The sequence below is a fragment of the Sphingobium chungbukense genome (assembly GCF_001005725.1).
GTDB classification, from domain to species: Bacteria; Pseudomonadota; Alphaproteobacteria; order Sphingomonadales; family Sphingomonadaceae; genus Sphingobium; species Sphingobium chungbukense.
Genome location: NZ_LBIC01000006.1, coordinates 108,035 through 131,674 on the forward strand (window position 1 = coordinate 108,035; position 23,640 = coordinate 131,674).

At 63.7% G+C, this 23,640-nt stretch carries 22 protein-coding genes; 4 read left to right on the forward strand and 18 right to left on the reverse strand.

The features are described 5' to 3' along the window. The first annotated feature begins 63 nt into the window (after positions 1-63). From YP76_RS13895 to YP76_RS13905, 3 genes are all read left to right on the forward strand, one after another. Positions 64-1,551 (forward strand): ATPase domain-containing protein, encoded by a 1,488-nt coding sequence (locus YP76_RS13895; protein WP_046764220.1) that lies wholly within the window; start codon positions 64-66, stop codon positions 1,549-1,551. Next, a complete protein-coding gene (locus tag YP76_RS13900; protein WP_046764221.1) occupies positions 1,548-3,560 on the forward strand; it encodes a hybrid sensor histidine kinase/response regulator in 2,013 nt (670 codons plus the stop codon). The genes YP76_RS13895 and YP76_RS13900 overlap by 4 nt, the downstream gene beginning before the upstream one ends. Before the next feature lie 152 nt (positions 3,561-3,712). Then, on the forward strand, positions 3,713-5,743 hold the full coding sequence (locus tag YP76_RS13905) for an elongation factor G (protein ID WP_046764222.1): 2,031 nt from the start codon (positions 3,713-3,715) through the stop codon (positions 5,741-5,743). 9 nt (positions 5,744-5,752) lie between these two features. Here YP76_RS13905 and maiA read toward each other — a convergent pair whose 3' ends face one another. Genes maiA through ccoN form a run of 9 tightly spaced genes read right to left on the reverse strand, consistent with a single transcriptional unit; the run spans position 5,753 to position 14,077 of the window. Further along, complete coding sequence (maiA, locus tag YP76_RS13910) at positions 5,753-6,388, reverse strand: maleylacetoacetate isomerase (RefSeq protein WP_046764223.1); 636 nt, start codon at positions 6,386-6,388, stop codon at positions 5,753-5,755. Between the two features lie 42 nt (positions 6,389-6,430). Continuing rightward, a complete protein-coding gene (gene ccoS, locus YP76_RS13915) occupies positions 6,431-6,571 on the reverse strand; it encodes a cbb3-type cytochrome oxidase assembly protein CcoS (RefSeq protein WP_046764224.1) in 141 nt (46 codons plus the stop codon). Then, the gene (locus tag YP76_RS13920; RefSeq protein ID WP_046764225.1) at positions 6,568-8,700 is read right to left on the reverse strand and encodes a cation-translocating P-type ATPase; all 2,133 of its coding nucleotides are present in this window, start codon (positions 8,698-8,700) and stop codon (positions 6,568-6,570) included. The genes ccoS and YP76_RS13920 overlap by 4 nt, the downstream gene beginning before the upstream one ends. Then, complete coding sequence (locus YP76_RS13925) at positions 8,700-9,158, reverse strand: FixH family protein (RefSeq protein ID WP_046764226.1); 459 nt, start codon at positions 9,156-9,158, stop codon at positions 8,700-8,702. Before YP76_RS13925 ends, YP76_RS13920 begins: the two co-directional genes overlap by 1 nt. A 3-nt stretch (positions 9,159-9,161) precedes the next feature. After that, a complete protein-coding gene (gene ccoG / locus YP76_RS13930; RefSeq protein WP_046764227.1) occupies positions 9,162-10,592 on the reverse strand; it encodes a cytochrome c oxidase accessory protein CcoG in 1,431 nt (476 codons plus the stop codon). 3 nt (positions 10,593-10,595) lie between these two features. Further along, the gene (gene ccoP, locus YP76_RS13935; protein ID WP_046764228.1) at positions 10,596-11,501 is read right to left on the reverse strand and encodes a cytochrome-c oxidase, cbb3-type subunit III; all 906 of its coding nucleotides are present in this window, start codon (positions 11,499-11,501) and stop codon (positions 10,596-10,598) included. Next, positions 11,494-11,661, reverse strand: coding sequence for a cbb3-type cytochrome c oxidase subunit 3 (locus tag YP76_RS13940; RefSeq protein WP_046764229.1), 168 nt, complete (start codon positions 11,659-11,661; stop codon positions 11,494-11,496). Before YP76_RS13940 ends, ccoP begins: the two co-directional genes overlap by 8 nt. Further along, on the reverse strand, positions 11,658-12,404 hold the full coding sequence (ccoO, locus tag YP76_RS13945) for a cytochrome-c oxidase, cbb3-type subunit II (protein WP_046764230.1): 747 nt from the start codon (positions 12,402-12,404) through the stop codon (positions 11,658-11,660). The genes YP76_RS13940 and ccoO overlap by 4 nt, the downstream gene beginning before the upstream one ends. A 14-nt stretch (positions 12,405-12,418) precedes the next feature. After that, complete coding sequence (gene ccoN, locus YP76_RS13950) at positions 12,419-14,077, reverse strand: cytochrome-c oxidase, cbb3-type subunit I (RefSeq protein ID WP_046764231.1); 1,659 nt, start codon at positions 14,075-14,077, stop codon at positions 12,419-12,421. 181 nt (positions 14,078-14,258) lie between these two features. On the opposite strand from ccoN, the gene YP76_RS27020 reads away from it, so the two are divergent. After that, a complete protein-coding gene (locus YP76_RS27020) occupies positions 14,259-14,723 on the forward strand; it encodes a hypothetical protein (RefSeq protein ID WP_084733166.1) in 465 nt (154 codons plus the stop codon). Between the two features lie 72 nt (positions 14,724-14,795). Here YP76_RS27020 and YP76_RS13955 read toward each other — a convergent pair whose 3' ends face one another. The 9 genes from YP76_RS13955 to YP76_RS27820 form a co-directional block, all read right to left on the reverse strand. Beyond that, on the reverse strand, positions 14,796-15,563 hold the full coding sequence (locus YP76_RS13955; RefSeq protein ID WP_046764391.1) for a Crp/Fnr family transcriptional regulator: 768 nt from the start codon (positions 15,561-15,563) through the stop codon (positions 14,796-14,798). 283 nt (positions 15,564-15,846) lie between these two features. Beyond that, complete coding sequence (locus YP76_RS13960) at positions 15,847-16,509, reverse strand: OmpW/AlkL family protein (RefSeq protein ID WP_046764232.1); 663 nt, start codon at positions 16,507-16,509, stop codon at positions 15,847-15,849. A gap of 337 nt (positions 16,510-16,846) precedes the next feature. Further along, positions 16,847-18,631, reverse strand: coding sequence for a CocE/NonD family hydrolase (locus YP76_RS13965; RefSeq protein ID WP_046764233.1), 1,785 nt, complete (start codon positions 18,629-18,631; stop codon positions 16,847-16,849). Then, complete coding sequence (locus YP76_RS13970) at positions 18,628-20,061, reverse strand: MFS transporter (RefSeq protein WP_084733167.1); 1,434 nt, start codon at positions 20,059-20,061, stop codon at positions 18,628-18,630. Before YP76_RS13970 ends, YP76_RS13965 begins: the two co-directional genes overlap by 4 nt. A gap of 169 nt (positions 20,062-20,230) precedes the next feature. After that, positions 20,231-20,389, reverse strand: a complete 159-nt coding sequence (locus YP76_RS27815; RefSeq protein WP_157035786.1) for a hypothetical protein — start codon at positions 20,387-20,389, stop codon at positions 20,231-20,233. A gap of 122 nt (positions 20,390-20,511) precedes the next feature. Then, positions 20,512-21,312, reverse strand: a complete 801-nt coding sequence (locus YP76_RS13975) for an SDR family NAD(P)-dependent oxidoreductase (RefSeq protein ID WP_232307549.1) — start codon at positions 21,310-21,312, stop codon at positions 20,512-20,514. Further along, positions 21,309-22,352, reverse strand: coding sequence for an SMP-30/gluconolactonase/LRE family protein (locus YP76_RS13980; protein ID WP_046764235.1), 1,044 nt, complete (start codon positions 22,350-22,352; stop codon positions 21,309-21,311). The genes YP76_RS13975 and YP76_RS13980 overlap by 4 nt, the downstream gene beginning before the upstream one ends. Before the next feature lie 182 nt (positions 22,353-22,534). Continuing rightward, positions 22,535-23,461, reverse strand: a complete 927-nt coding sequence (locus YP76_RS13985; RefSeq protein WP_046764236.1) for a BKACE family enzyme — start codon at positions 23,459-23,461, stop codon at positions 22,535-22,537. Then, a complete protein-coding gene (locus YP76_RS27820) occupies positions 23,461-23,610 on the reverse strand; it encodes a hypothetical protein (protein WP_157035787.1) in 150 nt (49 codons plus the stop codon). The genes YP76_RS13985 and YP76_RS27820 overlap by 1 nt, the downstream gene beginning before the upstream one ends. Positions 23,611-23,640 lie beyond the last annotated feature (30 nt).

Genomic DNA, 23,640 nt, shown 5'->3' on the forward strand with positions numbered 1-23,640 from the left:
TTTATTGGGCCCTGCCCAACCCCATGCTATTCGCCGATGCGCCTGCTCTGAAAGGAGAATGACGTGCCGACCTATTCGACCGACCAAGCGCTTGCGGGGGTAGATGGCCTTGACGACATTCTTTCCGGAGGGTTCACGCGGGGCCGCGTTTTTCTGCTGGAAGGCAGTCCGGGCACCGGCAAGACGACCATCGCGACGCAGTTTCTGATCGAGGGCGCCGCACAGGGCGAGCGGTGCCTTTACATCACCCTGTCGGAGACCGAGGACGAAATGCGCGAGAGCGCGCAATCGCATGGCTGGACATTGGCGGGGATCGATCTGTACGAACTGGTGCCGCCCGAAAGCCTGCTGGACGAACAGCAACAGCAGAGCCTGCTTTATTCATCCGATCTCGAATTGGGCGAAACCACGCGCCGGATCTTCGATGCGTTCGACCGGGTGAAACCGGACCGGGTGGTGTTGGACAGCCTGTCGGAAATCCGCCTCCTCGCGCAAAGCTCGCTGCGTTATCGTCGCCAGATCCTGGCGCTCAAGCATTTCTTCGCCACGCAGAAGGCAACGGTGCTGATGCTGGACGACCTGACCGCGGATGTCGCGGACAAGACCGTGCACAGCGTCGCCCATGGCGTGATCCGGCTGGAGGAGCTGTCGCCCGGCTACGGACCGGAACGGCGACGGTTGCGCGTCATCAAATATCGCGGACGCAGCGTCCGTGGGGGCTTTCACGATTTCGTGATCGGACGCGGCGGCGTGCGCGTGTTCCCCCGGCTGGTGTCCGCCGAACATAAGTCCAGTTTCGTCCGCGACATCCTGAAAAGTGACTCCGACGAACTCGACGCCCTGCTGGGCGGCGGCATCGACAGGGGCTCCAGCGTCCTCGTGCTGGGACCGGCCGGCACCGGCAAATCCCTGCTCACCCTGATCTTCGCGTCGGCAGCGGTCGCGCGCGGCGAGAAAGCGGCCATGTTCGTGTTCGATGAGGAGATCGGCCTGCTCTTCAATCGGGCAAAGGGCCTGGGCATCGACATGCAAGCCATGACGGACGGCGGGAGCCTGACCGTAGAACAGGTGGATGCCGCCGAATTGTCGCCTGGGGAATTCTCCCAACGGGTGCGCCATTGCGTGGAACGCCATGGGGTGCGAACCGTCATCATCGATAGCCTGAACGGCTATCAGTCGGCCATGCCGGAGGAAAATGCCCTGGTCCTCCACATGCATGAATTGCTTCAATATCTGAATCGCCAGGGTGCCACGACCTTCCTGACGGTCGCGCAACATGGCCTGGTGGGCGACATGAAGTCTCCGGTCGACGTGACCTATCTTGCCGACACGGTCATCCTGTTGCGCTATTTCGAGGCGCTGGGCCGGGTACGGCGCGCCATGTCCGTCATCAAGAAGCGCACCGGGTCGCATGAAGACACTATTCGCGAATTCCGCATCGGCGAATATGGCATCCGTCTGGGCGAGCCTCTGGTCGGTTTCCAGGGCGTGCTGCGCGGCGTGCCGAACTTCATGGGAAGCGCGCCCGCGCTGCTCGAAGACGAGGCGTGATACCGCATCTCTCTGAAAGGGCGCTCATTCTTGCACCTGTCGGCCGCGACGCCGAAATTGCAGCGTCGATGCTGGCCGAGGCAGGGTTGCGATCGCAGATTTGCGATAGCCTGCATAGGCTGCTGGAGGGTATCGATCATGGCGCCGGTTTTGCGCTCGTCACCGAAGAGGCGTTGCAGAATCGCGACCTGCACCCGCTCTCCCACTGGTTGCAGAACCAGCCGGAATGGTCGGATTTCCCCTTCATCCTGCTCACGCATCGGGGCGGCGGGCTGGAGCGCAACCCTGCGGCCAGCCGCTATCTGGACATGCTGGGCAACGTCAATTTCCTGGAGCGCCCCTTTCATCCCACCACGTTGATCAGCCTGGCCCGATCGGCACTGCGCGGCAGGCGCCGCCAATATGAGGCGCGGGCGCGTCTGGAGGAACTGCATCGCGGTGCCGAGAAATATCGGTCGCTGTTCAATTCGATCGATGCCGGCTTCTGCATCATCGAGATGATCTTCGACGCGGCAGGAAAGCCGATCGATTATCGTTTCATCGAAACCAACCCGGCCTTTTCGCGCCAGACGGGACTGACCGACGCCGTGGGCAAGACCATGCGGTCGCTGGTGCCGGAGCATGAACAGCATTGGTTCGACATGTACGGCCAGGTCGCGCGGACGGGCGAAAGCGTCCGCTTCGAGGACGGAGCCGAGGCGCTGGGCGGATATTGGTACGACGTCTATGCCTTTCGCGTGGGCAACACCCCCGAGCCTCTGGTGGCGGTCCTGTTCAACGACATGACGGAAAGGCGGCGTATGGAGGCGGCGCTGCGTCAGAGCGAGGAAGGGCTCAGGACACTCAACGAGACCCTGGAAGAACGGGTGCAGCAACGGTCGAAAGAACTGGAAATGGCGCAAGAAGCCTTGCGTCAGTCGCAGAAGCTGGAGTCGATGGGCCAGTTGACGGGCGGCGTAGCCCATGATTTCAACAATCTGCTGACGCCGATAGTCGGCAGCCTCGATCTTCTCCACCGCCGCGGCCTGGGCACCGACCGGGAGCGGCGCCTGATCGAGGGCGCCCTGCAATCCGCCGACAGGGCCAAGATGCTGGTGCAAAGGCTGCTCGCCTTTGCGCGGCGGCAGCCGTTGCAACCCACCGCCATCAACATCGGCAATCTGGTGCGGGACATCAAGGACCTGATCGTCAGCACATCCGGCCCGCGCGTTCAGGTCGAACTGTCGATCGCGGACGATCTGCCTGCCGCCAGGGCCGACGCCAACCAGATCGAAATGGCCCTGTTGAACCTGGCGGTCAATGCGCGCGACGCCATGCCGGACGGAGGAACACTGAGGATCGCCGTCAGTCGCGAGATCGTCGGGGCGGACGATGACCTGCGTTTACGCCCCGGTCCTTATATCAAGCTGTCCGTCAAGGACAGCGGCATCGGCATGGATGAGGATATTGTCAAAAAGGCCATCGAACCCTTTTTCACGACCAAAGGCGTCGGTCAGGGAACCGGTCTCGGCTTGTCGATGGTCCATGGGCTCGTGGCCCAGCTTGGCGGCGGGCTGACGATCGAAAGCGCCGTTGGAGCGGGCACGACGATCAGCCTGCTGTTGCCGACCAGCGAGGCCGAGGTGGAAAAGGATTCCCCCGCGCCCGAACCGATCGCCGTCAAGCTGGACCATGGCACGGTGCTGGTGGTCGATGACGAGGATCTGGTGCGCGCCAGTACCGTCCATATGCTGCGGGAATTGGGCTATGATGTGCTGGAAGCCAATTCGGCCGAACGGGCTTTGTCGATCATGCAGGATGATCCGGGCGTCGACGTGCTTGTCACCGACCATCTGATGCCCGGCACGACCGGAATCGACCTGATCCAGCAGGCCAGACGGTTGAAGCCGGAAATCCGCGCCTTGCTGATTTCGGGCTACGCGGAAAACGCCGGCATTTCAGCGGAACAGCCGCGGTTGACCAAACCCTTCAAGCAGATCGATCTGGCCAAGAGCCTGGCCGAACTTTGACGTTCGGGCGGACGGCCTCCTTCATTCGCTCGCCTCATCCGGACCTCAGGGGCGGTCCATCTTCGCCCCCTTGCTTTGCCGCGCGCTTGGGACGATCCTCGCGACTCCGGCACACGACCTCCCGCGTGACCCAAGAGAGCAAGGAGAGGGACATGAAGGACAGCGGCAGCGGCTCGAAACTCATTGCGCTTGTCGGACCGGCAGGCGCAGGCAAGACAAGTCTGGCGGAAGCCATCCTCTTCGCGGCGGGCGCCATCCCCCGATTGGGCGCAGTCAGGCAGGGTAACAGCATCGGCGATGCCACCCCCGAAGCGCGGGCGCGCGGCGGTTCCACCGAATTGAACCTGATGCGGTTCCACTGGATGGACGACAATTACGTCCTGCTCGACATTCCCGGATCGCCCGGCTTTGCCGCCGACGGCAGGCTGGCACTGGCCACGGCCGATCTTGCGCTGGTCGTGATCGATCCCGACCCGGCGCGGGCACCGCAGGTCGAACCGGTGCTGCGTCAACTCGAGGCGCTGGGCGTGCCCCATGCGGTGTTCGTCAACAAGATCGATCAGGCACGCGGCACCATCGAGGAACTGCTGGAAGCCCTGCAACCGATGGGCGATGCGGCCTTCGTCGCCCGGCAGATTCCGATCCGGTCGGGCGAGCAGATTGACGGCTTCGTCGATCTGGCGCTGGAGCGGGCCTATCATTATCGCCCCGGCCAGCCGTCGGAACGCATCGCCATGCCCGCCAGCATCCAGGCGATCGAAGCGTCGGCGCGCTTCCACATGCTGGAACAGCTCGCGGATCACGACGACATCCTGCTGGAACAGTTGTTGAGCGACGAAATCCCCGATCTCGACCTCGTCTTCGGCGATCTTACCAGGGAGATGGCGGCGGGGCAGGCAGTCCCCCTCCTCTTCGGTTCCGCGCTCAACGGCTTTGGCGTGCGGCGGCTGCTCAAGATGTTGCGCCACGATACACCCGCCATGGAGGAGACCGCCAAAAGGCTGGGCATCGACGAAGGAACCGCGCAGGTCTTCAAGATCATGAACGGCAGCACGGTCGGCCGCCTGGCCCTGCTGCGCCTGTTCGGCGGGCCTGCCGCCGAGGCCGCAGAGCTGACGGACGGCGAAGGCCGGTTGTTGCGCGCGGGCGCCCTCTTCGCCTTGCAGGGCCTTTCGGCCACCAAGCTCAAGGCGATCGAACGAGGCGATGTGGTCGGCGTCGCCAAGCTGGATGGCGTGCGTGCGGGGGATCGGCTGAGCATCACGGGCAAGCGGACCGCCGCCGCTCGACCCTGGGAAAAGGCCACGCTCAATTGTGCGCTCACCTTGTCGGTCCGGGACCACAAGGACGAGGTCCTGCTGTCCTCGGCCGTCGGCAAGCTGGTCGAGGAGGATGCGGGGCTCGACTGGTCGCCCGACGAATGGAGCCAGGACATGCTGATCCGCGGCGTGACCGACGAGCATCTGGCCATGGCGCTCGACCGGCTGAAGCGGCGCTATGGCGTCGACATCTCCACCCGCCCGCCCGCCACCGCCTATCGGGAGACGATCCGCAAGGCCGTTACCCAGCGCGGGCGGCACAAGAAGCAGTCCGGCGGCCATGGACAATTTGGCGATGTCGTGCTGGAGGTTCGCCCGCTGGATCGCGACCAGGGCTTCCAGTTCGGCGAACGGATCACCGGCGGCGCCATTCCCAAGCAGTGGATACCCGCCGTCGAGCTAGGCGTTCGCGATGCGATGATGAAGGGGCCGCTGGGTTTTCCCGTCGTCGACGTGGCGGTCACGTTGGTCGACGGATCCTTCCACAGTGTCGACAGTTCCGAACTGGCGTTCCGGCTGGCCGGGCGCCTCGCCATGGCGGAGGCACTCGCCGGCGGCACGCCCTATCTGCTGGAGCCCTTTGCACAGGTCTCCATCATGGCACCGGGCAGCGCTACGTCGCGGATCACCTCATCGCTGGCGGCCAAGCGAGGCCAGTTGCTGGGCATTGCACCGCGGGACGGCTGGTCGCGTTGGGACGTGATCGAGATGCTGCTGCCCGGCGCGGAACTCCATGGGCTGGAGGCGGAACTGCGGTCGCTGAGCCAGGGCATGGCGCATTTCGAGGCCGCATTCGATCATTTCGCGGAGGTCAATCCCAAGGCCGCGTCCGGCATCATCCAGAAACGGCTGGAACCCGCCTGACACGACACATCATTCCGCGTCCGGCTGGTTCTGCGGCGCGGCGCGGCTGAACGCATCGAGCGCCAGGCACGCCTGTTCCACCGCCAGCAGGCGCGGCCAGCGCAATTCGACCCCGAAGCGCCGCGCATTCCCCAGTTGCGGCACCAGAAAGATGTCGGCCAGCGTCACCTGATCGCCGAAGCAATAAGGCCCCTCCTCCCCCGCGATCAGCCGGTCGAAAGCCTCCAGCCCCTCGTCGATCACCTGCCTTGCCCAGTCCGTCACCTGTTCTTTGTTCAGGCCAAGGCCACGCAGCCGTTGGAGCACCTTCAGATTCTGGATCGGGTGGATGTCGCAGGCGATGAGCAGCGCAGCCGCCCGCACCCCGGCCCGGCGCAACGGATCGTCGGGCAACAGCTTGTGCCCGGCAATCGTCTCATCCAGATATTCGCAAATGGCGAGGCTCTGCGTCAGGACCGTCCCATCCACTTCCAGCGTGGGCACAAAGCCTTGCGGATTGAGCATCAGATAGTCCGGTGCCCGCTGCTCGCCCTTGAGCAGATGATGGAAGGCATCGGCATAGGCGACGCCCTTCAGGTTCAAGGCGATCCGCACCCGATAGGATGCGGTGGAACGGAAATAGCCATGGAGCACGGGTTCGGTCATGGCCGGAAACTAGGACGAAACAGGCACGCGAGCAAAGACGATTCACTCGTCCTCGATCAGGATGCGCGCCGCCGCGCCTTCGCTATCGTCGAACTGCCCGTCGCGCAGCGCCCAGAAAAAGGCGGCGAGCCCCAACAGCCCGAGGCCGAGCGCGATCGGGATCAACAGGCTGAGACCGGTCATTTCGCGGCTCCCTTCAAACGCAGCGCATTGGCGATGACGATCAGCGAACTGGTCGACATGGCGACCGCCGCCACCAACGGCGTCACCTTGCCCGCTATGGCCAGCGGCACCGCCAGCACATTATAGCCGATCGCCAGCGCGAAATTCTGCTTCACCACCGCGACCGTCCGCCGCGCCACATGGACCGTGACGGCCACGGGCGCCAGCCGGTCGCCCAGGAACACCGCATCCGCCGTCAACTGGCTCGCGTCGCTGGCGGAGGCGGGCGCCATGCTGGCATGACCGGCCGCCAGCGCCGGGCCGTCATTCAGCCCGTCGCCGACCATCAGCACCTTTTCGCCCTTGCCCTTCAACCGTCCGATCAGCGCCAGCTTGTCCGCCGGGCGCAAATGGCCGATGGCGGTGGTCCCGGTCATCCGGGCGATCTCCTCCAACGCATCGGGCCGGTCGCCGCTCGCGATCAGCGTCTTGATGCCCATGCCGCGCAGCACGTCGATGGTCTCGACCGCATCGGGCCGCAGGGCATCGGTGAAGGCGAGCAAGGTCGCCTGTTCGCCGCGCCGATATTCGCTCGCCAGACCGAACAGGTTGATCAGGCTGCGCGGGCGGGCAAGCGATACGGCCTCGCCCTGATAGTCGGCGAACACCCCCTCGCCCGGCACTTCGCGAAGGGCGTCGAGCGGCGCGGGCGTCACGCCCCTCGCTTCCAGCGCCTGGCGCAACGCGACGCTCAGCGGATGGCGCGAAGCGCGCGAGAGGCCGAGCAGGATCGCGCGGTCCTCACGCCACAGGCGGCGCAAGCCCTGCGGCACCGGGCGACCGAGGGTCAGCGTGCCGGTCTTGTCGAACACCGCTTCGCTGATTTCGGAGAGCCGCTCCAGCGCCGATCCGTCCTTGACCAGCACCCCCCGCCGCATCAGCGCGCCGCAGGCGACGATCTGCGCCGCCGGCACGGCCAGTCCCAGCGCGCAGGGACAGGTGATCAGCAGCACGGCAACCGCGATCAGCAGCGCCTGATGCACCCCGGCCCCCGCGATCATCCAACCCGCGAAGGACAAGGCCGCCAGCAGATGGACGCAGGGCGCATAGTAACGCGCCGCCCGGTCCGCCAGCCGGACATAGCGCGACTTGCCCTGCCCCGCCTCCTCCATCAGCCGGGCGATGTCGGCGATGACGGTGTCGGCGCCCGCCGCCGTCACCTCCACGGTGATCGGCCCGTCGACATTGAGCGCCCCTGCCTGCACCCTATCGCCGGGCTGCACCCGCACCGGCGCGCTTTCCCCGGTGAGGAAAGCGATGTCGAGACCGCTTTCCCCCGCCACGATCCGCCCGTCCGCCGCCAGCCGCTCGCCCGCCGCGACCAGCATGGTCATGCCCGGACGCAGGGCGTCGGCGGCGGTCCACCGGCTGCACCCATCCCGGTCCAGCACCAGCGCGCCCGGCGCGGTCTGCTTCAGCAGCGCCGCCACCCCGGCCCGCGCCCGCCCGCGCATCATGCTGTCGAGGCAGCGCCCGGCGAGCAGGAAGAAGAGCAGCATCACCGCCCCGTCGAACCAGGCATGTTCGCCGCCCGTGACGGTTTCGAACAGGCTCATCCCCGTCGTCAGCAGCACGCCGATGCTGATCGGCACGTCCATATTGGTCCGTCCCTGCCGCAGCGCCGCCCAGGCGGACCGGAAGAAGGGCTGGCCCGCATAGGCGACCGTCGGCAGCGCGATCAGGGCGGAAAGCCAGTGGAACATGGTCCGCGTCGGCCCCTCCGCGCCGGACCAGATCGACACCGACAGCAGCATGATGTTCATCGCAGCAAAGCCCGCCACGGCGAGCGCCCGGACCAGCATCCGGTTCTCCGCCGCCGCGACGTCGATGCCGGGGTCTGCCAGCGGCTCCGCCTCGAAGCCGAGCGCGATGATGGCGGCCTTCAACTCGGGCGGCGTCAGCGCGGGATCGTGGCGGATCGCGACCCGCTTCGCGCCCATATTGACCCGCGCGGACTGGATGCCGGGCGTCAGCGGCAGGCCGTTTTCGATCTTGGACAGGCACCCCGCGCAATGGATGCCCGGAACGGCGAACAGGCTTTCCTTCGTCTCTATGGGTGTTTCTTCAACGAGCAGGGCTTGGCTGGCCATCAGTCGACCTCCCGCAGCAGATGTTCTTCGCCGCCGCCATGGCGGACGTCGAAACGGACCTGCCACCGCCCCGCAGGCAGGACACGGTCGCTCCTGTAAAGGCCCGGCTCGATTTCATGGAAGCGCAGGGCGATGTCCGCCGCCCGTCCCAGCGGATGCTGCGCCAGCGCGCTCATGTCCGCGCCGGTCACGTTCAGCTTCATCCGCACATGGCGCGCGGCATCCAGCGTCACCTCATCCCGCCAGCCCAGCTTCTGCTGCGCCCGCGCCTCCGCCAGCCAGCCGTTGAACTTCTGGCTGGCGACATAGCTGTTCTCGACCACCGTGCCACCAAAGGAGCGGACGGCAATGGTCGCCATCAGCATGTTGACGGCAATGACCACCGCGAAAAAAGCAACCAGTATCGCCGTCATGTGCCAGCCGGTGAAACGGCGTATGGGCTTGGGGACTGAAGTCATGGTTCAGGGCCTTTCGAAACGGGCGGGTTCGCTGACGTGGCCACCCTCGCGGTCCAGGGCGCGCAGGGTGAAATGGAAATCCGTCCGGGCCGGGCCGCCGGGCGGCAGCATCAGAAAGACGCGCAGCTTCGCCACGCTGTCGGCGGGCACGGTGGTCCGCACCGTCGTCGTCGCGGTTTCGCGCGATCCCGTATCGGTCCACATCCTCCCCCCGGGCAGGTCGATAAGGCCAACCTCCATCGCCCGGGGCCGCGCCTCCATATTGCGCAGCTTCACCGTATAGGCGTTGCGGATCGCGCCGTCGGACAGGCGCACGAAGATCGGATTGCGATCCTGCTGCGCGCTGATCTCCAGCCGTTCGCGCGCGCCCAGCGCGAACAGCATGGCCGCGCCGATCCCCACCCAGACCGCGAAATAGGCGATGGTGCGGGGCCGCAGCAAGGTCTTCAGCACCGGGCGCGGCGGCGCGCCCTTCTGCTCCGCCTCGGCATCGTCCTGGGTGCAATAGTCGATCAGGCCGCGGGGCCGCCCGACCTGCGCCATCACCTTGTCGCAGGCGTCGATGCAGAGCGCGCAGGTGATGCAGCCGATCTGCGGCCCTTCGCGAATGTCGATGCCGGTCGGACAGACCGCGACGCACTGGTTGCAGTCGATGCAGTCGCCATATTCGGCGGGATGTGCCTCAGCCTTCTTCAGGCTGCCGCGCTTCTCCCCGCGCCAGTTCTTGTAGGTGACGACCAGCGACTTTTCATCCAGCATCGCCGTCTGGATGCGCGGCCAGGGGCACATGTAGATGCAGACCTGTTCGCGCATGAACCCACCCAGCACGAAGGTCGTCGCGGTCAGCACGAAGGTCGTCGCATAGGCGACGGGTGCGGCGGTCCCGGTCCAGAACTGCTGCTGCAATGTCGGCGCGTCCGCGAAATAGAATATCCATGCGCCGCCGGTTATGAATGCGATCCCCAGCCAGATCGACCATTTGACGAAACGCCGGGCGATCTTGGCCGCACTCCAGGGCGCCTTGGCGAGTTTCAACTGTGCGTTGCGGTCGCCATCGATGAAGCGCTCGACATGCTGGTAGAGGTCCGTCCACACGGTTTGCGGACAGGCATAGCCGCACCAGGCCCGCCCCACCGCCGAGGTGACGAGGAACAGTCCGATCCCCGCCATGATGAGCAGACCCGCCACATAATAGAATTCCTGCGGCCAGATCTCGATCGCGAACATGTAGAAGCGGCGATGGGCGAGATCGACCAGCACCGCCTGATCGGGCGCATAAGGCCCCCGGTCCCAGCGCAGCCAGGGCGTCCCCCAGTAAATGGCCAGCGTCACCGCCATGATCGCCCATTTCAGGCGGCGGTAGAAGCCGTCCACCGCCTTGGGATAGACGCCCTTGCGCTTTTCGTAGAGCGAGGCGGAGCCGGACATCAGCATGGCTTAGCGGCCTGTCGCCACTGCGGCCGGGGGACTGGCTTCGCCACCGCCCAGACTGTGCACATAGGTTGCCAGCATGCGGATGGTCGCCTTGTCCAGCTTGTCATCCCAGCGCGGCATCACGCCATGGCGGCTGTTCCAGACGGTTTCGTGGATCGTCCCCGCATCGCCGCCATAGAGCCAGATCGCATCGGTCAGGTTGGGCGCGCCGAGTTCCCGGTTCCCCTTGCCCGCGGGGCCATGGCAGACCGCGCAATTGTCGGCAAAGACCTTGTCCCCCCGCCGCGATGCCGCACTTGGCCGGTCCTGCCCGCTGATCGTGCGGACATGCGCCACCACATCGTCGACCTGCGCCGCCGTCAGCAACTGATCCTTGCCGAAGGCGGGCATCAGCGACTGGCGCGTGGCATCATGGTTCGGGTTGCGGATGCCGTCGGTGATCGTCTTTTCGATCGTCGCCAGATCGCCGCCCCACAGCCAGTCGTCGTCATTGAGGTTGGGATAACCCTTGGATCCCGCCGCGCCCGATCCGTGGCACTGGACGCAATGGACGCGGAAGGCCGCCCGGCCGCCTTCGATCGCCTGCTGCATCAGTTCGGGGTGCCCCGGCAGCGCCGTGATCGGCGTATCGGCAATGGCCTTCCGGATCGGCGCGATCTGCCTTTCCCGCGCCGCCAGTTCCTTGTCCAGCGCGCCGCGGCTCGACCAGCCGAGCATGCCGCCGGTCGCCCGGTCGATCATCGGCCAGGCCGGATAGGCGATGGTGTAGCCGATCGCGAACAGGATCGTCGCGTAGAAGGTCCAGAGCCACCAGCGCGGCAGCGGCGTGTCCAGTTCCTGGATGCCGTCCCATTCATGATGCTTGATCTGCGTCCCGGTGGCGGGGTCGATGCGCTTTTCGTCAGCCATGGTCGGCCTCCGTTTGGTCTTCGAAGATGGCGCGCGCGGCTTCCGCGCTGCGCTGTCGTCCATGGGGCAGGAAGTGCCAGCCGATGAGGATCACATAGAGCACCCCCATGAACACCAGCCCCCAGCTATCGGCAAAGTGCCGCAAGGCGTCGTAGTTCATCTCTCCACCTCTTGCGGTTTCGCGCTCTCCACATCGACCAGCGTGCCCAGCATCTGGAGATAGGCGACCAGCGCATCCATCTCGGTCAGCTTGGCGGGATCGCCGTCGAAATCGCGGGCCTGCGCCTTGGGATAGCGTTTGATGAGGTCGCTGGCGTCGGCGTCGGGATCGGCCTGGGCCTTCAGGTCGTCATTGGCCTTGGCGATGTCGTCCTTGCTGTAAGGCACGCCGACATCGTTCAGCGCGGTCAGATCCTTGCGCATGTCGGGCAGCTTGAGTTCGCGGTCGGCCAGGAAGGCATAGCCCGGCATGATCGATTCCGGCACCACGGCGCGCGGGTCCTTCAGATGCTGGACATGCCATTCGTCCGAATATCTGCCGCCCACGCGGGCAAGGTCCGGCCCGGTGCGCTTCGATCCCCATTGGAAGGGATGGTCGTACATGCTCTCGGCGGCGAGGCTGTAATGGCCGTAGCGTTCCGTTTCGTCCCGGAAAGGACGGATCATCTGGCTGTGACAATTATAGCAGCCCTCGCGGATGTAGATATTCCGGCCCGCCAGCTCCAGCGGCGTATAGGGGCGCACGCCCTCCACCTTTTCGATCGTATTGTCGATCCAGAAGAGCGGCGCGATCTCCACTATGCCGCCGATGGCGACGACGATCAGCGATGCGATACCCAGCAGGGAGACATTCCGTTCCAGCCTGCCATGGTCGAAGAACTTGCCCTTGGTCTTGGTTTCCATGTCCGGTTACTCCCTCAGGCAGGCTGGTTGACGAGCGGCCGGTCGGCGGCGGCGTCATAGGCGGCGTCGTTCATCGGCTTTTCCTCGCGCAGCGGGCTGCCCGCGATGGTCCTGCCGATGTTCCAGGCCATGATGATCGCGCCGCTGAGGTACATGAGGCCCCCGGCCGCCCGGATCAGATACATGGGGAACATGGCGCTCACGACTTCGGAGAAGGCGTAGACGAGATAACCGTCGCTGCCATATTCGCGCCACATCAGGCCCTGCATGATGCCCGCGACCCACATCGACGCGGCGTAGAGGACGATGCCCACGGTCGCCAGCCAGAAGTGCCAGTTCACCAGGCGAAGGCTGTACAGCCGTTCCCGCTTCCACAATCTTGGCGTCAGATAATAGAGGCAGGCGAAAGTGATCAGCCCGTTCCAGCCCAGCGCACCACTATGCACATGGCCGATGGTCCAGTCGGTATAGTGGCTGAGACTGTTGACCGCCTTCACCGACATCATCGGACCTTCGAAGGTCGACATGCCGTAAAAGGCGAGCGCCATCACCATCATGCGGATGATCGGATCGGTGCGGATGCGGTCCCAGGCGCCGTTCAGCGTCATCAGGCCGTTGATCATCCCGCCCCAGCTCGGCATCCACAGCATGACCGAGAAGACCATGCCCAGCGTCTGCGCCCAGTCGGGCAGCGCGGTGTAATGAAGATGGTGCGGACCCGCCCAGATGTAGAGGAAGATCAGCGACCAGAAGTGGATGATCGACAGGCGGTAGCTGTAGACCGGCCGTTCCGCCTGTTTGGGCACGAAATAATACATCATGGCCAGGAAGCCGGCGGTCAGGAAGAAACCGACCGCATTATGCCCGTACCACCATTGGGTCAGCGCATCCTGCACGCCGGCGAACGCGCTGTAGCTCTTGGAGCCGAGCCAGCTCACCGGCATGGAAAGATTGTTGACGATGTGCAGCATCGCGATCGTCAGGATGAAGCTCAGGTAGAACCAGTTCGCCACATAGATATGCGGCTCGCTGCGGCGCAGGATGGTGCCGCCGAAGACGACCAGATAGGCGACCCAGACGATGGTCAGCCACAGGTCGACATACCATTCCGGCTCCGCATATTCGCGACCTTCGGTGATGCCCAGCAGATAGCCGGTCGCCGCGAGCACGATGAAAAGCTGGTATCCCCAGAAGACGAATCGCGCGAGCGCCGGAAAAGCCAATCGCGCCCGGCAGGTCCGCTGCACCACGTAGAAGCTGGTGGCGATCAGCGCATTGCCGCCGAAGGCGAAGATGACGGCGGACGTATGCAGCGGCCGCAGCCGCCCGAAGCTGGTATATTCGATCCCCAGATTGAGCGCCGGGAAGGCCAGTTGCAACGCGATGTACAGCCCCGCCAGGAAACCCGCCAGGCCCCAGAAGACGGTCGCGATCACGCCCCAGCGGATCGGATCGTCGTCATATTTGTCCTGGCTTGCGGGCATCTTCAGCAGCCCGCGCGTGATCGCCTCATAATCGGCATGCCGCATCGTCAGCACCGCCACGGCCAGCGCAGCGGCGCACACGATCCCCATATGCACGGCAAAGCCGAAGTCCGCCGCCGCCAGCGCCGCCAGAAAGGCCAGCGTAGCGAGTGCGAACCAGCCACCCGTCTTCCAAACCAGTTGCTCCATTAGGATTCCCCGTCAAAGGCTTTGCGGCGTCCTTCGTCCGGGTGCCGCCCTTATGCATTGACCTCTGTCAAAGCGGGCGGCGCGGGTATGTAGGGGAATATCCGTATCGGGTGTTTTCGGACCTTCCGCTATCGGATTGCAAGCCGCTATACTGGACATCCGGATTTCTCGATGAGGCCCCATGAGAATAGTGATTGCAGCAGCTATAGGGGTTGCTTCGTTGGTCCTCACTCCGGCGAACGCCAGCGAAATTGAGGGACCTGGGCGGTTCTGCGGTTATTCACCGATAATCGACCTGATGCCTGGTGAAAAAATCAGGACTTTGGAAGGCGGCATACATGGAGGCGGTTTTCGCTGGGAAGGGGCTTTCGGCACTTTAGAGGTATATGGAACAGGTTGGGCCAGTCGCCCCAAAGGCCGGATCGTTAAAAGGCGCTCAGCCGACAGTCCCGCAAGATTTGCCCAAAAAAGAGCGGAAGGCGGGTATCAGATCGCGATCTGGAACGGCTCGCACGGCGCTGCCTATTTCACCTCGCCAACGCCATTCACCCAATCTCAATTGAAGGCGATAGATCGCGTGGTGCTGTTTGAGGAGGGGCAATCCCCGTCAAATTGCAAATCGCGCACAATCTTCTCTTGGGAATAGCCACGGGTCACGGCAGATTCCGGCCACCGTTTCATCCGGTCCGGACATCTCGAAATGGCCAAAGCCTCTCCGTCACTCCCCCTCGGCCATGGCCTCCAGCCGGTCGGCGTCGACGATCCGCACCCCGCGCCGCCCCGCCAGCGCGATCAGGCCCATCCGCTTCAGATCGCCGATCTGGCGCGACACCGTCTCGATCGTCAGCCCCAGCACATCGGCGATCTGCTGCCGCGACAGGGGCAGTTCGATCACCCCGCCCCGATCCGCCGGCAGCCGATTGTGCATGTCGAGCAGCAATGTCGCGACCTTCTCCCGCGCGTTTTTCCGCCCTAACAGCAACATCCAGGCGCGGGTCCGGTCGAGATCGTCCAGCGTCCGCTGCAACAGACGATGCTCCAGCACCGGATGTTCCCGCGCAAAGCCGTCGAAGGCGCCCCTGGGATAAAGGCACAGCCGCGCATCGGTCAGCGCCGTGACGCTGTGCGGCGTCCGCGCGCCGAAGGGACGGCCGATAAAGTCGGAGGCATAGACGACGCCGACGATCTGCTCGCGCCCGTCGCCTGTGGAGGTGGACAGCTTCAGCGTCCCCTCGATCACATTGGCGACCAGCGTGCTGCTGTCGCCTTCCCACATCACCGTCTGCCCGGCCTGCAACGACACCCGTCGCCCGATCCGGTTCAACGCCCCGCGCTGCTGTTCGTCGAGGTCGGCGCAGATCGCCTGATCGCGCACCTCGCACCGATCGCAATATTGCCCGCCACAGCCCTTGCCCGACGGCGCACCCGCCATGACCAGGGCCGTATCATCCTGCGCCTTTTGCGCCAGATCAAATCGCATATCCATGCGCCGATCCATGCCGCGACAGCATGATGCGACCTATCCGTAATTGTCCCTATGGGCAGCGCACCCAAGCGGAAGCATGACAGATTTGGTGGAGAGCGGACGTTCTGTTTCGCGCTGTTTCGCGCTGATTTCCTTGCAGTACACCGTGCTCCTGCGAAGGCAGGAGCCCAGTTCCTACGGTGCGATGATCCACAAGCGGCGGAACTGGGTTCCTGCCTTCGCAGGAACACCGATGCGCTGAATGGCAGCTATTGGCCAATTCCGGCCGTCAGCCGACACCTCGTCAGAACTTCATCCCAACACCCACGCCGAAGACGAAGGGATCAAGCTCCAGCTTCACCCTCTGCACTCCGGCAGCGGCGGTCGACAGCCGCGCGGTGGTATCGATGTCGATATATTTGACGTCGAGATTGAGGAACATCCGATCATTAAGGTCGATGTCGACGCCAGCCTGCGCTGCCCAGCCGAAGCTGTCGGACATATGCACCTTGGTCGCGCCCACCGCGCCCTCCAGCGCATTCGACGCCTTCTCATTATAGAATAGCGTGTAGTTCACGCCCGCCCCGACATAGGGCCGGATCTTCCCTTCTGGCAGGAAATGATATTGCGCCGTCAGCGTCGGCGGCAGTACCCAGGTGGACGCAAGCCTGCCGATGCCCCCGGTCGTGCCGGTCCGGCCGCTCGCGCTATGCTTGGTGGTCGCGGCGATCAGCTCGAAACCGATATGGTCGGTCGCCATATAGGTGACGTCCACTTCCGGCATCACGCTGTTGTCGACCTTCACCTTCTCTCCCGGAAAGGCGGGCAGCACGCTTCCGCTCTTTTCGTTGGGCGCGACTATGATGCCGCGCAGCCGCACCAGCACATCGCCCTGTGCCGCCTGAGCGGGCGCGGCCAGAACGGCGCAACCGGCAGCCGCACCCAGCAGGATCGTCTTGATGGTCATGTCCTTGAAACTCCATCCCTGTTGTCTGTGCCGCCCTTCTGCCGCGCCGCGACATGCCTGGCATTGATCCTGCGCAAGCGGCGATTTGACCTGCCTCAATACCGGGCGCTGCCGCCCGAGCGATCAAGAGGCAGATGATGACGGCGGCGGTGGGCGGAGCACCCGCCACCGTCATCGCCGCACCGCGGGGAAGCCGTTCGACGAGCGGAGGCGCCGCGTTGACGATGGGGGAAAGGACAATGGGCGCTCTCGCCAGAGGTGACGCGCTCCTCGGCGATCGCGTTGATCCGCTTTTCTTCAAGGTCTACCGCACGAGAGCGCCGACCACCCGGACGGTTTATCCTATTCGCATTGGTGCGCCGCGCAGGTGCGCAAACCAGTCGATAGGCGCGTCGCCTGTGGCAGAAGGAATCACGGGCAGGAGGAGATATGGTGCTCGCTCAGGATCGAAGTGAAGCGTGTTGATGCTATCGAATATCTCGGCCGGTCGATCCTTTTCGCTTCTGTGATAAAGCGACGATACGCCTCGCATCGTCGCCGACGATTGAGGCGCATAGTGAGGAGCATTCTCATAATCCTTGCCCCTAATCGTCAGCCCAATCCGATGTCCCTTCGGAACAACAATCGAAGTCGGCCAGATTTCCACATCGAGCTCGGCGATTTCGCCCGGCGTCAGTGGTTCGGCCTCACGATGGGCGTGATAGGGGCGATAGGGAAGCGAGCGCACGGGATCCAGCTTGCGATGTGACGCCCGCAGCCAGCCGAGTGTGAGCGGCTGTGCCGAATCGTTTGCTCCGATGAACAAGGTTTCGACACCGGCTGAATCGAACAGGCGGAACACGGCAAAAATGTCCGCGTCGGTCGTCTTCGAGGACACGAACAGCTTGAGTGCCAGCGGGCCGGTGATCTCAACATCTTCGTCGAAGGCCGGCATCAGGAAGGTCAACCCCTCCCCCATCGTTTCGTAGGAAAGCGGCGGCCCCGCCTGTGCCTCCCGCCTCAAAGTGAGATCAGGGCGAAGATAGTGGCGTTGCCAGTCGGTACGCGCCAGCGGCCATTCTTGCTCAGCTCGCGAGGCGAAGCGCTCACCGGGATGGCGGATCTTGAGATCGACCGGAGGCTGCTGGTCCCAGCCCGTATCCTCACCCTTGAGAAACTGGCCGAAGAACGTCTTTTGATAGGCGATCGAATTGTCCAGATAGAAAGGCGCGACGTGGCTGTTGCCATGCACCCGCAGCCACTTCTTCTTCGTCCCGGCCGCCAGATAGCCTTCGATAGTTCCGCGAAGGTGGATCCCCGCACCACCCCAATTGGCGGCCGCGAGCAAGGGGACGTCGATCTTGGCAAAATCGGGCAAGCGCGAGCGATAGAAATCGTCGTCGAAGCGGTGTTCGAGCACCTGGTCCGGCAATTCGGTACGGTTCGCTCTCAGCGTCTCCTCATCCAATGTCTCGGGACCGGCGACCAGCGCTCCGGTGATCGCACTCCGCTTGCCGTTCCCGCCTTTGCCGTGCTGGACCGCGAGAACCTGTCCCGTATACCAGGGGCCGGACGAAATATCCGACACTATGCCGCCGTGGCGAAAAAGGTCGCGATAGAAGTCGGACCCACCCTCCCAAACACAAATGGCCGCCAGATGCGGCGGCTGCAACCCCGCCACCTGCCATTGGTTGATGGCGTAATAGGAAATGCCGATCAGGCCGACCTTCCCGTTGCTCCAGTCCTGCGTACCGGCCCATTCGATGCAATCATAATAATCCTGCGTCTCACGCGGCGACCAGAGGTCCATCACCCCTTGCGAAGTTCCAGCGCCCCTGGAGTCCACACGCATGCACACATAGCCGTCCGGAACCCACTTTTCGGGATCGATCGTCTCCCACGCCTGATAGCGGTTGCTGGACCCCTCCAGAACCTCCGGATACTCGTCCACCATCACTTGCCAGGCGGAAGCATAGGCCTCCTGACAGGAGAGGCCCTTGCCGTACGGGCCATGATTCAGCAGCACGGGATAGCGTCCCGGTCTGGCCGGTCGGAAAATGTCGGCGCGCAGGACAATGCCGTCGTCCATCGTAACGGGGACGTCCCAGTCTATGACCATGCCTTCGGGGGGAATGTCGTTCATTTCTCTCTCCTTAAAGTCGGCACGAAGCGCTGAGGCGGCGCCGGATGATGTCTTACGATGGGGTTCCGATCATGAGAGGCACGCGCATCGATATCGGCAAATGAAAGTCCCTTCGTTTCGAAACCGATGAGGAATGCGACGCCGCAAACGAAGTAACAGGCTGCGTAGAAGCCAAAGCCCGGAACGATAGCATCCAGTGTTGCCTCCGGGCTTATGACATTGGCCGATCCGGTAATCAGAGCGAGCGCCAACGGACCGATGATCTTGCCCATCGCTCCAAATCCATAGGCTGATCCCATGCCCGTCGCCCGGAGACGGGAAGGCCACACCTCCGCGCTATATGGCCCGACAATCGCATATCCCCCGTCCCCAACAAGCGCCCAAAGGATCAGCGACACCCATAGCAACGATACGCCACCCACGGTCGCGGAGTGTGCGCAGGCTCCTATCAGCAGAGCGGTGGCAGCGCCGATTCCAACGATCAACCCAAGCGGGCGCCGGCCGAACCGCTCCACTACGGCCGAGAAGAACAGCCGGCCCACCAAGCCGGTAACCGAAACCGAAATCATCAGTTTGGCGGCACTCGCAGCGGGAATGGCCAGTTGCAGCGCCAATAAGGTGGGAGCCCATAGCAGGACTCCGTTTGCCGCTATCTGGTAGCTTAGCTGCGACAGCCAGGACGCTGCCAGCGCGCGCGGATGCCGGAAGAGTTCGAGAAAACGAGCTTTGGCCTCGATCGGCCGATAATGGAGGTCGGGCGCATCGGCAGGAGAGCATTCCAATGCCCAGGCGATCGAAGCCCGTGCTTCCTCCCATCGTCCCCGGGAGCAAAGCCAGAAAGGCGATTCCTTGATCCATGTCAGGAACGCGAATGCCAGCACCGCCAGCAACGCCCCCAGAGCAAAGAGACCGCGCCAGCCGATCAATGGCGTCAGAAACGCGCCCAAGACCGCTCCTGCAATGATCCCGATGCTGACGAACGAGGTGACCAGCCCCGCCATCTGGCCCCTGCGATGCGCTGGCATGAACTCCTGGACCAACGGCATCAAAACGGCGTACAGGCCACCCACGCTGACGCCGATCAAGAACCGGAACGCGGCGAGATAGACCCACCCCCGTTCGGGCGTGAAGGCAAGCGCTCCAGTGGCGAGGGCGAAAACCAGGACAGTCATGACAAGCACCGGGCGTCTGCCGATCCGATCGGCCAAATAGCCCCAGGAAAAGGCGCCCAGCGAGGTTCCGATGCCCGATGACGTCAGGATCAGGGCGGTCTCCCCAAATGTCAGCTTCCAAGGGATCACGACGAACGCGATGACAAAGGCGATCACATAATAGTCGAAACACTCGAGCGCAGTGATCATTGTCGCCGCGAAGACAAGCCGCCGCTGGTTTCCCGTGAGTGTCGTTCTATGGTCAAATGCGTCCAGCATCCAATGCTCCTTCGCAACCTCTCCGTCCGCGAGCCATGTTTTGATTTGCTCGCCAGCTCTTCGGCCTCAATTCACGCAAACCTCCCTATCGTGCGGGATGGGATCGCCGAAGCCGGTGATTGCGTGAGCCGATCGGCTAAGGTTCGAGCCTTCGGAATAGGACTCGACCTTACGGAAGTCCCGTTCGGCTTAGGCGCTCGATCAGGCCCTCGGTGTAGTTTGGCAGGGCGGATCGCGCCTGGGCCGTCACCATTTCGCCGTCGTCCGAAACCACAATGCGATCGGTGAAAGTGCCGCCGATCTCCACTCCGGCTGGAAAGCTGTCCACGAGCAACCTCCTCCCTAATTCATTGTCAGCATAAGGGCCGCGAGCTATCCCACTAGGAGCATAAATTATATTTCTTCCATAGCCGTGAGGATATATCAGGTCAGAGTGACAGGATGGAGGACCTAGGCGGTCTCCACATCGCCAGGTCCGCCATAAGCCAGCCACCCGCCATCGACCGGCAGCAGCACGCCCGTCAGAAAACGGCTCCAATCCGACAGCAGAAAGGCGGCCGCTGCGCCCACTTCCTCCACCTCGCCGAGCCGTCCCATCGGCGTTCGCCGCTCAAGCCGGCCGACATCGACCTTCCCCTCCGCGCTCAGGCGGTCGATCATGGGCGTGCGGATATAGGTGGGGGCGAGCGAATTGACGCGCACGCCTGCACCTGCCCATTCGCACGCCAGCGTTCGGGTCAACTGCGCGATCGCGGCCTTGGCGGGGCCATAGGCATGGCGCCTGGGTATGCCGGTCACTCCATTGACCGAGGATATGGTGACGATCGATCCGGACCCTTGCGCCAGCATGATCCTGCCGGCCGCCCGGCAAACAAGGAAGGTACCGCGCAGGTTGATATCGGTCACGCGCTGCCAGTCGGCTATGGCGACTTCCAGCGCCGGTGCGACGACATCGCTGACGCCGGCGCTGTTGAACACCCCGTCGATGCCGCCGAGAAGGGCGTGGGCACTGGCCATCAATGCCTCACAGGCCGCCTCATCCACCACATCGACCTGTTGGCAACGGGCCGGCGCCAATTCAGACCATGCCTTGATCAGCGCCGGATGATCGCGGTCAGCCACGACAAGTTCCGCGCCCAGCCTTTGGAAAAGCTGCGCCGCACCCAGGCCGATACCGCTCGCCGCCCCGGTGACCACAATCCGTTTGCCCGAGAGCCATTCCGGCGACAATTGCGTTTCGCCCACCATCATGCGTTCCAATGGGCCATGGGCAGACCGGCGACCGGGCTGGCGAAGACTGGAATCCTGTTCGCGCGCAGGCCCCCGAGATAAACCTGATCCAGATTGGGTCCGCCGAATGTCACCGATGCCAGCCACGGACACAGCTTGCCGCCGGTCTTCATCAGCACATCGAAGGGCGGCGCATCGCCTCCCGCCACCGCAGCCTCCATCCTTGCGAGACCCTCGGGGTTGCCGTCTTCCAGCAGGGTGAGCACATCCCCCTGCGGCGTGATCGCGATCAACCGATCGGCAAAGATCATCGTGGCCCAGAGATTTCCGTAGGCATCGAAAGCGATGCCGTCGATAAAGCCGGACCCAAGACTGTCGGGACCATAGATTTCCCGTCCCGACAAGGATCCATCCGCCCCGACCCGCAGCCGGGTTACGCGGCGACGCGCGGTTTCCGCCACATAAAGCCATTCCTCCTGCTCGTCGAACCGGATCTCGTTCGTGAAAGCGAAACCGTCGGCGACGATCCTGAGGCCGCGTTCGTCCATCAGCGCGATGTAGCCGTCGGCGAGATCGGGGCGTAGCGCATCGTTCCAGGGGTTGGTTCGGGTGGAAACGGTCAGCCAGATGCGGCCGCGGCTGTCGGTCAGGACGAAATTGACCTTGCCCATCGGCTGGCCGTCGATGCTGTCGCAAAGCACCCGCGTCTTGCCCTCGCGGGTCATGCGTTCGAGCCGGTCGGTGCCGAAATTGGCGATCAATATGTCGCCATTGGGCGCGAACGCGAGACCGTTGGGCAAAGTGCCGCCGAGCAGGCTTGCAGCCGCGTCGGCCTGCAAATCGAAATGCGCGTCGACCGACTGAAGGATCAGCTCCTGGCCCTGTCCCGGCACGATCTTCATGACCCCGCCACGGGCGTCGGCCGCCCACAATGTGCCATCGCGTTCGGCGAGAATGCATTCCGGGCGCTGAAGGTCGTGACCGACAAAGCGGGCCTTTTCCGGATCGAACTGCCACCCATGAAGAGGGTTGGGGCCCTTGCCCATTCGTATAAGCGTCATGCGGTCTTCCCAAGGCTCCAAGGGGACGCGCCGATCACGAAAGAGGCTTTGCCGCCTTGTTCGTCGCTCCCTCCACCACTTAGAGCGGATTCCGATCTGATTGAATCAGATCGGCCGCTCTAAGTCTTTTATTTGCCGCGATTTCTTAACCGTCAGATGATGCCATCTGACTGGAAATCGCTCTAGTAGGCGACGCGGTCGCCGCCCTTCAGCGCCAAAATCTCCCGCGCTTCGGCGGGGCTGGCGGGCTCATGTCCCATTTCGCGCAGGATACGCACGATCTTGCCCACCTGCTCGGCGTTGGAGACTGCGAGCTTGCCGCGCTCGATGAACAGGCTGTCTTCCAGGCCCACGCGCACATGGCCGCCCATCAGCGCAGCCTGAGTGAGGAAAGGCATCTGGTACCGGCCCGCCGCCAGAACAGACCATTGAAAGCTGTCGCGACCGAAGAGCCGGTCCGCAGTCTGCTTCATGAACATGAGATTGTCGAGATCGGGCCCGATGCCGCCCAGGATGCCGAATATCATCTGCACGAAGAAGCCGGGCTTGATCAGACCCCGATCGAGAAAATGGGCAAGGTTGTAAAGATGCCCGACGTCATAGCATTCATGCTCAAACCGGGTTCCGGCCTCGCGCATCGTCTCCAGGATATAGGCGATGTCGCGAAAGGTGTTGCGGAAGATGTAATCGTCCGAATTGACGACATAATCCTTTTCCCACGGATATTTCCATTCGCTGATCCGCTTTGCCGCAGGGAAAAAGGCGAAATTCAGCGAACCCATGTTGAGCGAGCACATTTCCGGCTGGAACCTGGCGGCGGCGGCAAGGCGCTCTTGCACGCTCATCGTCGCCGCCCCGCCGGTGGTGATGTTCACAACAGCGTCGGTGGCCTGCTTGATGGTGGGCAGAAAGCGCTGGTATATGTCGGGATCGCCGGTCGGACGGCCATCCTCCGGCACGCGGGCGTGCAGGTGAAGAATGGCGGCGCCCGCTTCTGCGGCCTCGATCGCCTGCGCGGCAATCTCCTCCGGCGTTATCGGCAAGGCATCGGACATCGTTGGCGTGTGCGCCGAACCGGTAACGGCGCAGGAGATGACCACTTTTGCCATCAGTCGTGTCCGATCGCGGCTTCGGCTGGCGCTTGCCCGTGCGTGATACGGTCAAGCGCCCGTCCCGGCCCGCCATCCTTGAAGAAGCGCGCCATTTGCGGCGCGTTCTCGATGTCGCACACAAATGTTTCGATGCCTGTTATCGTCATGTAATTCCCCCGCCCATCGGGCCTGGATGC